A 14,836-nucleotide genomic window follows, 5' to 3' on the forward strand; every position below is an offset into this window, starting at 1 on the left:
GCACGGCATGAACACCCCCGAACCCGCCCCGTCGGCCGCGTCGGACACCGAGCTGCGGAGCTGGCTGCGCGCCCGGGTCGCCCACTACGCGCAACGCGACGTCGCCGACATCACCACCACCGCCTCGCTGACGGCGTACGGCCTCGACTCGGTCTACGCGCTGGTCCTGTGCGGCGACATCGAGGACCACCTCGGGCTGGTCCTGGAGCCGACCGTGGCCTGGGACCACCCGACGATCGACGCGCTGGCGCGGCACCTGGAGGAGATCCTCGCCCAGGCGCCCCCGTCGGGGGAGAGCCGATGACCTCGCTGGAGGAGGTGGCGGCCCACCTGCCGTCGGAACGGATACCCATCGAGGAGCTGGGCGGCGAACTGGGCATCAGCGCCGTGGAGATGAAGGTGTACCGGCGCTACTACGGCCTGGCCGAGGTCCGCCGTGAGCCCGGCGGCACGCTCACCGATCTGCTGCTGGCCGCCGCGGGCCGGCTCGACGGGCTCCGCGGTGCGGAGGAACGGGTGCGGTACGTCGTCCAGGCGCGGACCATGCCGGTGGTCGTCCCCCATCCGGTCAACCCCGTGCACGAGGTGCGCGACGCGCTCGGGCTCGGGCACGCCACGGCGTTCGCGGTGACCCACCACGCCTGCGCCTCGGGGCTGCTGGCGGTGGACCTGGTCGGCAAACTGCTGGCCAGCGACGGTGATCCGGACGCGCTGGCGCTGGTCCTCACCGGTGAGAAGACCTTCACCCTGGCCGCACAGGCGGTGCCGGGTACGGCCGCCACCGGCGAGGCCGCAGCCGCTGTCCTCGTCGGGATCCGCGACGACCGGGACCGGATGCTGAGCTACGCCGCCCGCACGCACGGCCGTTACTACGAGTGCCAGTCGCTGGACGACGAACTGGCGGGCGAGTTCCAGCAGATCTACACCGAGGCCCTGGCCGAGGTCATGCTGGCGGCCGTGGCGAAGGCCGGCCTCGGGACGGACGACATCGCCATGGTCTTCCCGCACAACGTCAACCGGCTGTCGTGGACGCGGCTCGCCCGGCGTCTCGAACTCCCGCTGGAGCGCGTCTTCCTGGACAACGTGCCGGTCACCGGGCACTGCTTCTGCGCGGATCCCTTCATCAACTACCGGACCGCCCTCGATCGCGGCCGGCTGCGCCGTGGGGACCGCTATCTGCTCGCCACGGTCGGCCTCGGCTCGACCTTCTCGGCGATGCTCTTCGAGCACTGAAGGAGCACGGATGAACGGAGCACGGATGAACGGAGCACGGATGAACGGAGCACGGGTGACAGGTGCACGGGTGAAAGGTGCGTGGATGAAGGGGACTTGGGCGTGGTGACGTGGTGACCGGGAGTTTCACCGGCCGGCTGAAGGCGGCCCTGACCGGGACCTCCGACGCGCGGCTGGTGTTCCTCGGCAACTTCGAGGTCGAGGACCAGTGGGCCCGCGGCGAAGTGGGGCTGCCGAGGCTGTCGTTCGGCCCGGGCAACGTCATCGTCAACCGGATGGACGAGTTCGCGCTGCTGCTCGCGGGCAAGGGCGACCACGTCGTGCTGAAGGGCGAACCCGACGCCGGCCATCTGAGCCATCTGGAGGAACTCGGCTTCGACCTGCCGGGGATGCTCGTGGTGGAGCGCCAGGACCCGGGCCGCACCGTCACCCAGGACGCGCTGGAGGACCCGGCGGTGCTGCGCGAGCTGGGCAGGCTCGGCGCGCGGGGCGATGTCCTCGCCGCGCACGGGGTCGGCGAACTGGAGGAGCGGCTCGCCGAACGGGCCGGGATCGCGCTGGCCGCCCCGTCCGCCGCGGTCTGCAAGGCGGTCAACAGCAAGATCTACAGCCGGCGGCTGGCGGACGAGCTGGGCATCCGGCAGACCCGCGGCTGGACCTGCGCGAGCCTGGCCGAACTGGACGCGGCGGTCGAGGCCGCCCGGCCGCTGCTCGCCGACGGCCGCCGGGTCGTCCTCAAGGACGCCTTCGGGGTCTCGGGCAAGGGCATCGAGGTGGTCGCGGACGAACGCCGCCTGGACCGGCTGCACCGCATGATCCGCGGCCGGGCGCGGAAGGCCGGGGACGACCGGGTCGGCCTGGTGCTGGAGGAGTGGGTGGCCAAGCGCGCCGACCTCAACTACCAGTTCACCCTGGCCCGGGACGGCGGTGTGCACGTCGACTTCGTCAAGGAGGCCCTGACCGAGGGCGGGGTGCATCTGGGCCACCGGATGCCGGCACGGCTCACCGGGCGGCAGACCGCCGAACTGGCCGAGGTGTCACGGCGGTTGGGCGTACGGCTGGCCGGTGACGGCTACTTCGGGGTCGTCGGCGTCGACGCGATGATCGATCCCGACGGAGGCCTCTACCCGGTCGTGGAGATCAACGCGCGCCACAACATGTCCACCTACCAGGCGGCGGTCCAGGAGGCCTTCATCGGCTCCGGACGCTCGGCGCTGGTGCGCCGGTACCCGGTGCGGCTCGGCGCGCCGCTGCCGTTCGGGGCGCTCCGCCGCGCCCTGGCGGACCTGCTGTTCGACCCCGCCCGGGGCACCGGCCTGCTGATCAACAACTACGCCACCGTCAACGCCGCCGCGCCGCCCGGAGAGCGGGCCCCGGGGACGGAGTTCGACGGGCGTCTGCACGGGATCGTCGTCGCCGACTCGGCGGACCGCACGGCGGCCCTGGACGACGAGGTCGGCCGCGGACTGGCCGCCCTCGCCGGGAGCACCAGGAGAGAGGACCGAGGATGACCGCTGAGTTCCAGGTGCAGGGCGTACGGGTGTCGGAGCTGGCCCGCCGGTACGGCACCCCGCTCTTCGTCTACGACGGGGCCGTGCTGCGGGACCGGTTCCACGGGCTGCGTGACCGGCTGCACCCGGCCATGGAGATCTTCTACTCGCTCAAGGCCAACCCGAACATCTCGGTCTGCGCGCTGCTGCACTCGTTCGGCGCGGGGGCCGAGGTCTCGTCCCTGGTGGAACTGACGACCGCGCTGCGGGCCGGTGTGCCGCCGGAACAGGTGATCTTCCTCGGCCCGGGCAAGAGCCGCGAGGAGCTGGCCGCCTGCCTGGACAGCGGGATCCACGCCGTCGTCTGCGAGTCCCTTCCCGAGGTGGCCCTGGTGGACGAGCTGGCCCGGGACCGGGGTGTGCGGGCGCCGGTCGCGCTGCGCGTCAACCCGCGCTTCTCGGTCAGACGCGCCGCGCTGGCGATGGGCGGCAAGCCGCGCCAGTTCGGCATCGACGAGGAGGAGCTGTTCGACCTGGCCGCCCGGACCGACCTGGCGAAACGGTTCCCCGGTGTCGATCTGATGGGGGTGCAGGTGTACATGGGCACACGGATCCTCCATGAGGACGTCATCGTCGAGAACACCGCGCGCATCCTCGATCTGGCCGAGCGGCTGTCGGCCGCGTTCGACGTCGACCCGCGGATGGTCGACGTGGGCGGCGGTCTGGGCGTCGCCTACTTCGACGGCGAGAGCGACCTTGACGCCGAGGCGCTGACCGACAGGCTCAACCCCGTCATCGACGCCTTCACGGCCCGGCACCCCGACACCCGGCTGATCATGGAGCTGGGCCGCTATCTCACCGCCGAGGCCGGCACCTATGTGATGGGCGTCCGCTACACCAAGACCTCGATGGGGGAGCGTTTCGCGGTCGCCGACGGCGGCACCCACCACCACATGGCGGCCGTGGGCATCGGCTCGTTCGTCAAGCGCAACTTCCCGATGGCCGTGCTCAACCGGCTCGACGAGCCGCCGGCCGAGGAGTGGAACGTCACCGGGCCGCTGTGCACCCCGGGCGACACGATCGGCCGGAAGGTCCCGCTGCCCCCGGTCCGGCCCGGCGACCTGATCGGCGTGCACCGCTCCGGCGCCTACGGCCCGACCGCCTCGCCGGGCCTGTTCCTCGGCCACGGCCACCCGGCCGAGGTGCTGGTCCACGAGGGGCGGTGCCACCTGGTCCGGGAACGGGACCACCCCGACGACCTCCTGCGACGGCAGCGGCTCTTCGACCCGGCCGCGGACCACGAGACCGATGTTTCCCACTGAACCCCAGGAATGCGAGAGGCCGACGATGGAACACCGCACACCGGACGTCCGCACCACCGACCTGTACGGCCGGGCCGTCGCCACGATCACCGGCTCGCTCGCCGAGTCGATGCGGGTCGACGCCGCCACGATCGGTGAGAACAGCCGGCTGTTCGACGAACTCGGCCTGGATTCCACGACCGTGCTCGCGCTGTTGATGACGATCGAGGAGGAGATCGGGATGGAGTTCGACACCGACCTCCTCGAACAGCACCACTTCGAGACCGTGGGGACGCTGGCCGCGTTCGTCCGGGAACAGGCCGACGAACAGGCGGCCGAGCGGGTGGCCGAGCAGGGAGGGGCCTGACCGCCGATGTATCTCACCACGTCTCCCGGTGCGGTCGGCGCTGTCGGCACTGTCGGCGCGACAGGCGCGCCCGCGCCCGCCCGGCGGGCACCGCTGCGCCTGTCGCGGCTGGTCAGCAGGACCTTCTCCGCCGGCCGGCCCTTCCTGCCCGATCCGGTGGGGCCGAGCCTGGCCCGGATGCAGGCCGACCTCGTACGCCCGTACCCGGTGGAGTTCCGCCCGGAGGTCCTGGAGCGGGGCACGCGCAACACCTTCGTCGAGATGGCCGAGGAACTGCTCGCCGACCTTCCCCCGCCCAAGGCCCCCCTGGACCTGGTGCTCGTGGCCCACACCGCCCCGGACGCCGATCCGCGCCGCTCCCTGTCCTGCCGTCTGGCCGATGTGCTGCCCGGCGACCCGCTGGCCTTCACCCTCTCGGACCAGGGGACCGCCGCCGCGTTCACGGCCCTGCGGCTGGTCTCGGAGTACGCCGACGCCGACGCCTTCCGGCACGCCCTGGTGGTCCTGCTCGATCAGCGGACCTTCCCGTACGACACCACGGGGGCCCGTGACGTGCCGCGGGAGGACTGCGCGGTGGCGCTGCTCCTCGGTCTGGAGGGCCGCGCGGGCGAGCCGGTGACACGGCAACTCGCGGGCGTCGCACCGGACGAGGTCCGCGTGACGCTCGACGCGCTGCTGAACGAGCCGGCCGGCGGCGCTCCCGGCCGGCCCGTCACCCTCGTCACCGGCGAGGGCCTCGGCGCCGAACCGTTCGGGCCGGGCTTCGACGTGCGTCCCGCGCCGCCGGGCCGCCCCTGCACCGGCCCCTGGTCGGCCCTGGCCGACGTACTCCCCGAGTTCGCGGAGTCCGGGCCGCGCCGTCTGGTCGTCGCCGACTACGACAGCACGCTGCGTTACCTGTGCGTCAGCACCCTGGACGTCGAGGAGGGCACATGACGGGCCGTACGGCCGCCGACGGCAACGCATGGCCCGGGTACCGGCGGACCGCCCGCCACGACGGCCTCGTCCCGGCGCTGACCCTGCTGTGCGAGACCGTCTGCGACGGCGCGCCGCCCCGTGGCCCGGGCGGGCACGTGGTGGCGCCCGCCGGTGTCACCGGTGCCGAAGCCGGCGGTGCCGGGTCCGGGGGTACCGGGTCCGGGGGTGCCGTGACGACCCTGAGGGTGGAGGGCGGCACCGTCGTCGCGTGGCGGAGCCGGGCCGAACCACCGGGTGAGCCCAAGTCCCCTTCTGAGGCATGGGTGTTGGGCCTGACCTGTCTGCGGCTCGGTCTCTCGGAGCGGCTGCTCGACGCAGTGCTCGCCCATCTCGGGGGCCGGACCGCCGGCGGCGCGAAGCTGCTCCACCAGCAGTTGGTCAAGGGCGGTGTCGCGGAGGCGGTGATGGAGCAGTTGGAGATCGAGACCATGCTGTCCGGCGCCACGCCGGGCGACCTCGACGACGGCGTCCTCGCCGGCCTGAACGCCCAGATCACCGAGACCGACCGGATGCTGCTGCGGCTGCTCGGTGCCATGAGCTTCCTGACGGACGGGCCCGGCCAGGCCGCCCGGGTGTCGGAGCTGATCGCCGACGTCTACTTCGGTCCGGCCCACGCCGGGGAGCACGGGGGAGCGGCATGATCGAGCTGGACGACAGGACCCGCGCGATTCAGCGCCGGGCCCGCGCGTGGGCGGGGGAACTCAGGCCTTTCGCGCTGGAACTCGACCGGGACCCGGACGCCGTCCACCGCCATCTGGACGCGGCGCTCGTGTCGTACCTGTCGAGGATGACGGTACCGCCCGAGTTCAATCCCGACCCGGTGGTCGTCGACGGGCATCGCTTCTACGGGACCGGGACCCTGGAGCGGGTCGTCGTCGCCGAGGAGGCGGCGGTCGGCGACACCGGCATGCTGCTGGCGTCGCCGGGACCGCTGATGGCGGGCGTGCTGGTCGACGTCCTGGGCGACGAGCGGCAGAGGGCGTGGTTCTACCGCCGGATCATGGAGAAGCCCACGTGGACCTTCTTCGCGCTGACCGAGCCGGACCGCGGCTCGGACGCGGGGGCCATGGACACCACGCTCACCCCGGACGGCGACCGGCACTTCGTGCTCCGGGGGGCCAAGCACCACATCGGCAACGCGGCCCGCGCCGACCTGGGCGTCGTCTTCGCCCGCACCCGGCCGGGGCCGCTCGGTGTGACCGCGGTCCTCGTCGAGACCTCGGCCGCCGGGTTCGCCGCCGACACCCTGGAGACCATCGGGCTGCGCGGTCTGCGCCTCGCCGCCGTCACCCTCGACGACGTGCGGGTGCCCGCCGACCAGGTGCTCGGCAGACATCTGCGGCCCACCCAGCGGGGCATGTGGAGCGCGGTGCAGGGGCTCAACCGCCTCCGCCCCGGCGTCGCCGCGGTCGGCCTGGGCATCGCGCGGGCCGCGTACGAGTACGTCCTGGAGAACCGGCGCACCCCGAGCGCGGTCGAGCGCGGCCGACTCGACCGTCTCGGTCTGCGTCTGACGGCGCTCCGGCAGCTCGTCTGGAGGTCGGCGATCGCCGTGGACGACAAGGACCCGTCGGCCGGTTACCTGGCGTCGGCGGCGAAGGCCCGCGCGTCGCGTCTCGCCGAGGAGGCGACACTCGCGGCGCTCGGCTTCTTCGGCCCCGGAGCCCGGCTGGACCACCCCCTGCTGGACAAGCTCGCGCGGGACGCCCGGGGCGTGGAGTTCATGGAGGGCACCGGCAACATCCAGAAGCTCAACCTGTTCAGCGGCCTGGTCCAGGGCGGTCTCCACCGTGACTGACTCCGCCGTGACCGACACCGGCCTCGTGGTGGTGGCCCGCCACCCGGACGCGGACCGGGTGGCGCCCCTATGAGCGGCGCCGCGTCGGACCGCCCTCGACCGGACGAGCCCGAGCCCGAGCCGAAGCCAGAGCCAAAGCCCGAGCCCGAGCCCGAGGTGGACGTCTGGACGGTGCCGCTGGACGGGTCGCCGGCCACGGTGGCGGCGCTGGCCGGTCTGCTGTCGCCGTGTGAGGCCGAGCGCGGCGGTCGCTGCCGTTTCGCGGCCGACCGCAGACGCTTCGTCGTCGCGCACGCGGCACTGCGGCTGATCCTGGCGGACCGTCTCGACGTCCCTCCGGAGGAGGTGCGTCTGCGGCGCGGACGGCATGGCAAACCACGGCTCGCGGGCGGCTCCGATCTGCGGTTCAACCTGTCCCACTCCGGTGATCTCGCTCTGGTGGCGGTGACCCGGTACGACGAGGTCGGGGTCGATGTGGATCGGCTGCGGCCGGGCCTGCCGGTCGAGCCGCTCGCCGAGCGCTTCTTCCCCGCGTCCGAGGCCCGCTTCGTGGCCGAGGCCGCCGGGCCCACGGAACGCGCCGGACGGTTCCTGCGGCTGTGGACCCGCAAGGAAGCCGTGGTCAAGGCCGCCGGCGGACGCCTCGTCCAGGGCCTGGGCCTGGCGGTGTGCGGCGCGGACGGTGTCGTCCGCGATCCGTCCGGGCAATTGCGGGGCGCCTGGTCGGTACTCGATCTGCCGGTGCCGGACGGCCACCGGGCGGCGCTGGCCGTCGCGGGGCCGACGGCCCCCAGGATCTCGGTCAGGCGGGCCGACCCGGGGAGGGCGCGGTGACATTCCGGATCAGGGGTGGGAAATGAGCACGGACCGGCGGACGCGTCAGTTCATGGATTTCTCCGGAGCGGGCTCCGGAACCTACGACCTGACCTGGAGCCAGAAACAGGTCTGCTCATGGATGGAGCAAGCGGCCCCGCACATAGCGAACATGAACCTGGCCGGACTGATCGAGGTCGGCGGGGGAATATCGGTCGACGACGTCATAGCGGCCCTGCGAGTCGTCGTCGAGCGCCATGAAGCCCTGCGGACACGCGTACATCTGGACCCCACGGGCACGTATCGCCAGGTCGTGCATTCCGGCGGACGCCTTCCCGTCGATGTCCGGGAGTGCCTCACCGACGATGAAGCGGAAGCGGAAGCGGAACTCGCGGAAATCAAGTCGCTCCCCTTCACTTCCGTGGAATGGCCCTTGCGTGTGTCCGTTCTCGTCTCCGCGGGGGAAGTCGTGAAGATCGCGGTGTGCGTCTCGCACATCGCGACGGACGGCTGGGGCATGGGCGTGCTGCACGGCGAGTTGACCGGTCTTCTCTCGCGGGACGCCGGGGCGAGGAAGGCCCTCCTGGAGAAGCCGGTGCGGCAGCCGCGGGAGCAGGCGGCCTGGGAGCGGACCCACGGCGACTCGGCGACGCGTCGCGCGGAGATCTTCTCCGCCGGGCAGCTGAAGCACTTCCCCAACCAGAGATTCCCGCTGCCCCGCCGGGCGCCGGAGTCGCCGCGCTTCCCCGAGATCATGATGGAGTCCAGCGCCTCCGCCGTGGCCGTCGCACGCCTCGCCGAAGACGTTCAGGTGACCCCCCACACCGTGGTCGTGGGGGCGATATCGGTCCTGCTGAGTGCACTGAGCCGTAGCGACCGGGCCACCTTCCGCATCTTCTGCGCGAACCGCCTCGACAAGGCCACCCAGTCGTCGCTGGGCAGCTTCTACCAAGTGGTGCCGGTGAGCGTCGAGGTGGGCGACCTGCCGTTCCGTGAAGTGGTCAGGACCGCCTGGAAAAAGACGATGGGCGCCTATCTCCTCGGCCCCGGCGACCCGGTCCGGCTCGACGCGCTCGCGGAGGCGGTGGTCCGGGAACGCGGCGTGAAACCCGACCTTGAATGCTTCGTGAATCTGCACAACCTCACCTCACCGGCCGCCCTGGAGGCGGCGTGCGGCGTCGGTCCGGGGGTGCGGGAGGCCACCAGGACATGGAGGAGGGGCGGGAACGAGATATGGGAGCCGGGGAAGTTCTACCTCGACGTGTGGAACGTCGCGGAAAAGCTGGTGGTCTCCCTGTGGGGGGACACCGAACTCTTCCCCTCGGATGCCCTTGCGGACGTCCTTGCCTCGCTGGAGGAAATCCTGGTGCGGGGCGCCGACGACAGCGAGCTGGGCGCGGCTGAACTGATCCGGTCGGTCCGCCGCCTCCCCGGCGCTCCCGTGCGGGGCGGCCTGGAGTACGTCGACCCATGCTGGGTGGACCTCGCCGAGGTGCGGCAGGCCATGGCCGAGTGCCTTTCCCCGCACGCCATCGAGGTGGCTCTGGAGCCCGGGGCCGATCCCTCCGGGGCGAGCATCGTCGCGTACCTGGACCTGGGCGGCAGGAACCTCACCCCCACGGAGATCCATCGGCTCGTCGTCGCCGGCCTGCGTGGCCGCCGGTTCGTCAGGGCCCCGCACCGGTACGTGATCCGCGACCGGTCCCCGGACGGTCCGGCTTCGCCCGAGGAGCACCCGAAGGACGAGCGGCGGTCCTAGGACCTATGCCTGATCGTCGTCCGACCGCAAGTGCTGTTAGCGTGCAACTGCACATCGGTGGCAATAGTGTCGGAGGATGTTGGACATGGCGGTTTACACGCTCCCGGAGCTTCCCTACGACTACGCGGCGCTCGAACCGGTCATCAACCCGCAGATCGTCGAGCTGCACCACGACAAGCACCACGCGGCGTACGTCAAGGGCGCGAACGACACGCTGGAGCAGTTGGCCGAGGCGCGGGACAAGGAGGCGTGGGGTTCCATCAACGGCCTGGAGAAGAACCTGGCCTTCCACCTCTCCGGCCACATCCTGCACTCGATCTACTGGCACAACATGACCGGTGACGGCGGCGGCGAGCCGCTGGCCGCGGACGGTGTGGGCGACCTGGCGGACGCGATCACCGAGTCCTTCGGCTCCTTCGCGGGCTTCAAGGCCCAGCTGACCAAGGCGTCCGCGACGACCCAGGGTTCGGGCTGGGGCGTGCTGGCGTACGAGCCGCTGAGCGGGCGGCTGATCGTCGAGCAGGTCTACGACCACCAGGGCAACGTCGGCCAGGGCTCCACCCCGATCCTGGTCTTCGACGCCTGGGAGCACGCCTTCTACCTGCAGTACAAGAACCAGAAGGTCGACTTCATCGACGCCATGTGGGCCGTCGTCAACTGGCAGGACGTGGCCCGCCGTTACGCCGCCGCCAAGGAGCGCGGCGACAGCCTGCTGCTCGCGCCCTGAACGTGATGACGCATGACGCATGACGTGTGACGCCGCGACCGTGACGGCGCCCGCACAGACGCCCTGCTCGTGATCGTCTTCTCAACCTTCACCCGCAGGCGGAAGGACGGAAGGGCCCCCGCGAGGACATGACTCGCGGGGGCCCTTCCGCCGCCGCAATAGCCGTAGCAGCCGCAGCCTTGGCCTTGGCCTCGACCTCGGCCTCGGGCGAAGTCGGCGTTGCGCCCGGACGGTGCCGGGGCGGGCCCTCTACTCTCAGCCCGTGGGACAGACCGAGCAGCGCGCCGAGGGTTCGGGGCCGTTCACCACCAGACTCAGCTGGCCGCTCCCGGACGGAGGAACGGCCGTATGGGAGTCACGGCCGGCCCGCCGGCGCGGGATCATCGCCGTCCGCCCGCCCGGCTCACCCACCACCCGTCACACCAGGGCCGACGATGTCGCGCTCCACCGGCTGCGCCGGCTCAACACCGCCGCCGCGAGCGCCTTCGTCATCGGCGGAGCCCTCTTCGCGGTGGGCGCCGGCCTCGCCCAGCTCGGCTCCGGTGACGCGACCACCTGCGCCTCCGTCTACTTCGCCGGCGGCCTCTTCTTCAACACCGGCGGCTACGTCTCCCTGCTCCAGGTCGTCAACGCCCCCCGCCATGTGCCGGGCGGCGAAGGCCGGCTCGTCACCCAGGGCTGGCGCTGGTGGAGTTACGAGCCCGGGCGACTGGACTGGCTGAGCGCGTTCGTGCTCTTCGCCGGCACCCTGGTGTTCGCCGTGGACCTGATGGACTCCTTCCTCCAGGGCCTGAGCGTCCAGCAGATCAACCGCCTGATCTGGGCCCCGGACGTGATCGGCTGTCTGCTCTTCCTGATCTCCGGCCACCTCGCGTTCGCCGAGATCTGCCACGGCCGGCTCTGCTTCCGCCGACGCAGTCTCGGCTGGTGGATCGTCGCCGTGAACCAGTTCGGCTCCGTCCTCTTCATGCTCTCGGCGCTCGCCGCCTTCACCCGGCCCTCCACCAGCAGCCTGATCAACGAGGACATCGCCAACTGGGCGACCCTGACCGGCGCTTCGTGCTTCTCCGCCGCCGGCCTCCTGCAGTTCTACGAGCGCCCCTGACGCGAGGAAGGCCGGGTGAGGGCCTGGGCCGCTGGGCAGCGGTCTCGACGTCTCGGCCGAGGCCGCCCGTCACTTCGACATGATGAAGTCCAGGGCGAAACCGGGAGCGGTCGTCCAGTAGGTGACCCGCTGGAAGTCGTTGGCGTACAACGTCTCGACGGGCATGGGGACATCGATCGGCCTGCCCGCGGCGCTGCCGGGCTCACGGCCCTGGAGGCTGAGGGTGATGCTCTTCGCCTCGTACTCGTCCATGGGGCCGTTGACGAGCAGAGCGGCATACGCCTCCTCGCCCGGGCCGAGGGTGACGGGCACCCCCGGGTGCGGGTCGCTCTCCTTGATCACACGGGCCGTGTTCCGACCGTCACCGAGCCGCACGAGAGGGTAGCGGTAGAGGTCGCACTTCTTGGTGCCGGTGTTCTGGACGGTGAGGAGGAGGTGCCTGGCGTCCACGCTGTCCGCGGGCTCCTTCGAGGAGGACACCCCGAGGACCTTCTGCGAGCAGGCGGCCACGGCGCCACCACTGCCGCCCGAGCGGTGCGACGCCGTGTCACGGGCCTTGTCGGCGGCCGTCCACGGCCCGGTGGCGGATGCCTGCGCCGACGCCCCCCATCCGAGAGCCAGGACGAGACCCGTGGCCACGGCCACCTGACGGCGGTGCTTCACAAGGGACTTCACGTTCATATGCGTATTCCTTCTCTGATCGGGTCGCTCCGGCCGGTGCGACAGCCAGAGCCTCGGACGCCGCGCGGGCCTGGGACAACAGCCGCCACCGCCCTGCGATGTCGGAACCGTCCCACCCCCGGCGACCTGCGGAAACGAGGAAGCCTGGAATGCCCGTCCGGGATGGGGGACCCCTGTGGACGCTCTTGGCGGAACCACGTCGGCCGCCTCCGCGTACAGGTAGGGGAAGGGCCTGGGGCACTGCCCGGATCGGGACATGACCGCACGGGCCGACGGACGGATGCGAGTACGGACCACATGGCTGCAATCCACGACGACGTGGCGGAGTTCGCGTTACTGCTGACGCGTCTGAAGGAGCGCACGGACCGCAGCTACGCGGCGCTGGCCCGCCGTCTGGGCACGCACGCCTCCACGCTGCACCGCTACTGCGCCGGAGAGGCGGTCCCCCTGGACTTCAGCGGGATCGAGCGGTTCGCGGCACTCTGCGGGGCCTCCCCCGGGGAACGCGTGGAACTCCACCGCCGTTGGATCCTGGCGGTCGCGGCCCGGCAACGATCACGTTCATCCGATGCCCGGCGGTCACCGGCACCCCACGCCACCACGGGCACCGACCCGTCGCGGGCCTCCGCGGACTCCGGCAGCCCGGCGGAAGAGGCGCCCGAGCCGACCCCACCGTCCGACGCGCGCCCCGGGCCGGCCTCACCGACCGCCCCGCAATCCCGCACCGGGCGCACCCGCCGAAGGGCCGTGCGGTCGACACTGCTGGCGGCCTCGCTCGCCGTCGCGCTCGCCGGCCTCACCGCGTCCGCCGCCGGACCCCTCTCCGGCGGCCGTGGGTCGTCGGCCTCCGTCGGCGGCAGCCCGAAACCCTCGGTGTCGCCGACGTTCGGCGACACCGGCCCGCGATCCGCCGCCCCCTCCGCTGCCGCCGCCTCCTCCGCTGCCGCCTCCTCCGCCGGAGCCGGGTCGCCGTCGGCCTCGGCGCCGACCGTGTCCGACGACGGCGGACCGCGCGCGAACCGGACAGAGACCGGCACGGCCGCCCCACCGCCGACCCCGCTCACCTGGACGGCCAACTCCCATGTCTGGGCGGACCTCGAATGCGATCACGACTACGTGATCGCCAAGCCCCCGCAGCAGGTCCCGCCGCCGCCGGCCCCGCAGGACGCCGAGGTGTGGGCCGCGTCCCTGGGGGCGGTGCACGGACGCAACACGAATGTGCGGATGACGGTGCAGGGACGCGGCGACGCGGCCGTCGTCCTGGAGGCGCTGCATGTCCGCGTGGTCAACCGCACCACCACTCCCGCCGCCGGCCGTGCCGTCGCCTACTCCACGGGCGACGGCTGCGGCGCCACCCTCCAGCCCCGATACTTCTCCGTGGACCTCGACGCGCACCGCCCCCGGCCCCGCGCCGTACCGGCCGGCCGGCCGGACTCACCGAGCTACGCCGTCGACTTCCCCTACCGCGTGTCCCTGCGGGAGCCGGAGGTCCTGCTGCTCGCGGCGGGCACCGAGTCCTGCACCTGCGAGTGGTATCTCGAACTCGACTGGTCCTCCGAGGGCCGGAGCGGCACGGTCCGCATCGACGACCACGGCCGCCCGTTCCGCACCACCACCATCAACGGGCTGCCGCACTACAGGTACGACACCCCTTCCGGCTGGGTGCCCAGGACCACCACCTACGACGGCGGGCACCCTTCGGCGGCGCCGCCTCGACCGTGATCCCCCTCATTTCGGCCCAGTGCGCGGATCGTTGCCACCAGCGCGGCCGATCAACCGTCTTGATTCTGCGAAGCGCAACTTCTGGATGTGACGTAGAGGAAGGACAACGTGTGAGCGGGAACTTGGTCCGGGGATTCGCGGTGGCCTCCGCCACGGCGGTCACCACGGTCGGTGCCGTCGCGGGAGTCGGACAGAGCGGCACCGGCCAGGCGGTGGCCGACGCCGGGACGACGGCGAGCGGCTCGACCCTCCTGGCGGACATACCCACGGGCGGACAGGCCCGGACACAGACGGTCGCCCTGACCCAGCAGGCCGACGCGCAGTCCCTCGCCGCGGACGCCGGCGCGAGGCAGACAGCGGCGGAGGCGGCCCGCGTACAGGCCGCCAAGGACGCGATCGCCAAGCGGAAGGAGGCCGAACAGAAGGAGGCCGAACGGGAGAAGGCCCGGCAGCAGGAGGCCGAACAGAAGGCACGGCAGGACGCCGGGGACCGCCGGGGCCAGGAGCAGCAGGACGACGGCTCGTCGACGGACTCGTCCGCCGGCACGCAGCAGTCCTCGTACACCGTCGCCCAGATCCAGGCCATCGCCCGGCAGATGGTGCCTGGCGACCAGTTCCAGTGCTTCAGCAACATCGTGGACCACGAGTCCGGCTGGAACCACAAGGCGGTCAACCCCTCGTCCGGGGCCTACGGTCTCGTACAGGCCTACCCGGGCTCCAAGATGTCGTCCGCCGGAGCGGACTGGCAGACCAATCCGGCCACCCAGATCAAGTGGGGCCTGAACTACATGAACGACCGTTACGGCAGCCCCTGCGAGGCATGGACGTTCTGGCAGGCCAACGGCTCCTACTGAGCCGACAC

General features: G+C 71.9%; 15 protein-coding genes. 14 read left to right on the plus strand and 1 reads right to left on the minus strand.

Going from position 1 to position 14,836, the window contains the following annotated elements:
- Positions 1-7 precede the first annotated feature (7 nt).
- The 12 genes from J8M51_RS34795 (at position 8) to J8M51_RS34850 (ending at position 11,571) form a co-directional block, all read left to right on the plus strand.
- Positions 8-304, plus strand: coding sequence for an acyl carrier protein (locus J8M51_RS34795; RefSeq protein WP_086755368.1), 297 nt, complete (start codon positions 8-10; stop codon positions 302-304).
- Positions 301-1,233, plus strand: a complete 933-nt coding sequence (locus tag J8M51_RS34800) for a 3-oxoacyl-[acyl-carrier-protein] synthase III C-terminal domain-containing protein (RefSeq protein ID WP_086755367.1) — start codon at positions 301-303, stop codon at positions 1,231-1,233. The genes J8M51_RS34795 and J8M51_RS34800 overlap by 4 nt, the downstream gene beginning before the upstream one ends.
- A 113-nt stretch (positions 1,234-1,346) precedes the next feature.
- Positions 1,347-2,744 (plus strand): preATP grasp domain-containing protein, encoded by a 1,398-nt coding sequence (locus J8M51_RS34805; protein ID WP_086755369.1) that lies wholly within the window; start codon positions 1,347-1,349, stop codon positions 2,742-2,744.
- Complete coding sequence (locus J8M51_RS34810; protein WP_086755366.1) at positions 2,741-4,045, plus strand: type III PLP-dependent enzyme; 1,305 nt, start codon at positions 2,741-2,743, stop codon at positions 4,043-4,045. The genes J8M51_RS34805 and J8M51_RS34810 overlap by 4 nt, the downstream gene beginning before the upstream one ends.
- Before the next feature lie 25 nt (positions 4,046-4,070).
- A complete protein-coding gene (locus J8M51_RS34815; RefSeq protein ID WP_086755365.1) occupies positions 4,071-4,391 on the plus strand; it encodes an acyl carrier protein in 321 nt (106 codons plus the stop codon).
- 6 nt (positions 4,392-4,397) lie between these two features.
- The gene (locus J8M51_RS34820) at positions 4,398-5,327 is read left to right on the plus strand and encodes a beta-ketoacyl-[acyl-carrier-protein] synthase family protein (RefSeq protein ID WP_086755364.1); all 930 of its coding nucleotides are present in this window, start codon (positions 4,398-4,400) and stop codon (positions 5,325-5,327) included.
- A complete protein-coding gene (locus tag J8M51_RS34825) occupies positions 5,324-6,010 on the plus strand; it encodes a hypothetical protein (protein ID WP_086755363.1) in 687 nt (228 codons plus the stop codon). The genes J8M51_RS34820 and J8M51_RS34825 overlap by 4 nt, the downstream gene beginning before the upstream one ends.
- On the plus strand, positions 6,007-7,167 hold the full coding sequence (locus tag J8M51_RS34830) for an acyl-CoA dehydrogenase family protein (RefSeq protein WP_086755362.1): 1,161 nt from the start codon (positions 6,007-6,009) through the stop codon (positions 7,165-7,167). The genes J8M51_RS34825 and J8M51_RS34830 overlap by 4 nt, the downstream gene beginning before the upstream one ends.
- A gap of 69 nt (positions 7,168-7,236) precedes the next feature.
- Complete coding sequence (locus J8M51_RS34835; protein ID WP_086755361.1) at positions 7,237-8,001, plus strand: 4'-phosphopantetheinyl transferase family protein; 765 nt, start codon at positions 7,237-7,239, stop codon at positions 7,999-8,001.
- A 22-nt stretch (positions 8,002-8,023) separates the two neighbouring features.
- The gene (locus J8M51_RS34840; protein WP_086755360.1) at positions 8,024-9,739 is read left to right on the plus strand and encodes a condensation domain-containing protein; all 1,716 of its coding nucleotides are present in this window, start codon (positions 8,024-8,026) and stop codon (positions 9,737-9,739) included.
- Positions 9,740-9,824: 85 nt separating this feature from the next.
- Entirely contained in the window at positions 9,825-10,466 is a 642-nt protein-coding gene (locus J8M51_RS34845; protein ID WP_086755359.1) for a superoxide dismutase, read from the plus strand.
- 262 nt (positions 10,467-10,728) lie between these two features.
- Positions 10,729-11,571, plus strand: coding sequence for a hypothetical protein (locus tag J8M51_RS34850; RefSeq protein ID WP_086755358.1), 843 nt, complete (start codon positions 10,729-10,731; stop codon positions 11,569-11,571).
- Positions 11,572-11,640: 69 nt separating this feature from the next.
- Here J8M51_RS34850 and J8M51_RS34855 read toward each other — a convergent pair whose 3' ends face one another.
- Positions 11,641-12,252 carry a DUF4232 domain-containing protein gene (locus J8M51_RS34855; protein ID WP_086755357.1) on the minus strand — a complete coding sequence of 204 codons (612 nt, stop codon included), beginning with the start codon at positions 12,250-12,252 and terminating at the stop codon, positions 11,641-11,643.
- Between the two features lie 297 nt (positions 12,253-12,549).
- Here J8M51_RS34855 and J8M51_RS34860 point away from each other — a divergent pair, with 297 nt between their 5' ends.
- Together J8M51_RS34860 and J8M51_RS34865 are read left to right on the plus strand one after the other, a co-directional pair.
- Positions 12,550-13,974 carry a helix-turn-helix domain-containing protein gene (locus J8M51_RS34860; protein WP_267299756.1) on the plus strand — a complete coding sequence of 475 codons (1,425 nt, stop codon included), beginning with the start codon at positions 12,550-12,552 and terminating at the stop codon, positions 13,972-13,974.
- Positions 13,975-14,084: 110 nt separating this feature from the next.
- On the plus strand, positions 14,085-14,828 hold the full coding sequence (locus J8M51_RS34865; protein WP_086762397.1) for an aggregation-promoting factor C-terminal-like domain-containing protein: 744 nt from the start codon (positions 14,085-14,087) through the stop codon (positions 14,826-14,828).
- The last annotated feature ends 8 nt before the right edge of the window (positions 14,829-14,836 follow it).

The sequence above is a fragment of the Streptomyces griseiscabiei genome (assembly GCF_020010925.1).
Classification (GTDB): Bacteria; Actinomycetota; Actinomycetes; order Streptomycetales; family Streptomycetaceae; genus Streptomyces; species Streptomyces griseiscabiei.